1 protein-coding gene is annotated in these 514 nt (G+C 71.0%); it reads left to right on the top strand.

Features of this window, described 5'->3' with window-relative positions; all coding sequences use genetic code 11:
* Positions 1-336: AMP-binding enzyme (locus D9V41_RS16220; RefSeq protein WP_424922803.1), on the top strand; the 336-nt coding region annotated here is incomplete at its 5' end.
* Positions 337-514 lie beyond the last annotated feature (178 nt).

Genomic DNA, 514 nt, shown 5'->3' with positions numbered 1-514 from the left:
ATCGGCACCGACGGGCGGCTTCGCGTGCTGGGCCGCGCCGACGACATGGTCGTGTCCGGCGGAGTCAACGTCCCGCTCCCGGCCGTCGAGGAGGCGGTGCGCGCGCTGCCGAGCGTCCAGGACGTGGCCGTGGTCGGTGTGCCGGACGAGGAGTGGGGCACGCGTGTCGTCGCCGCCGTCGTCGGCGTGACAGAACTCGACACCGTGCGTGACGCCGTCGTCGCCGCCGGACACCCGCGCGCGTGGGCACCTCGCCAGCTCCTCACGCTCGACGAGCTCCCACTCCTGCCGGGCGGCAAGATCGATCGTCTGGCGCTGCGACGTCTTGCGGCGTGACCGATCTCCCAGGCTCGAACGGCCGAACTGTCGGTGCCACCCGTTATCGTGGGCAGGCCGGCCACTCGGCCGAGTCCGCTCTTTTTTTCGCATCCATGAGGTGAGTTCTGCCGTGTCTGCTCCCGCCCCCGCGGCTCCGACCAAGCTGGAGCGCGAGCACGTCATCCTGATCGGGGTG

Source organism: Aeromicrobium phragmitis (genome assembly GCF_003674095.1).
Taxonomy (GTDB): domain Bacteria; phylum Actinomycetota; class Actinomycetes; order Propionibacteriales; family Nocardioidaceae; genus Aeromicrobium; species Aeromicrobium phragmitis.
The sequence above is the reverse complement of the archived record's forward strand: the minus strand, read 5'-3'. Positions and strand labels throughout refer to the sequence as shown.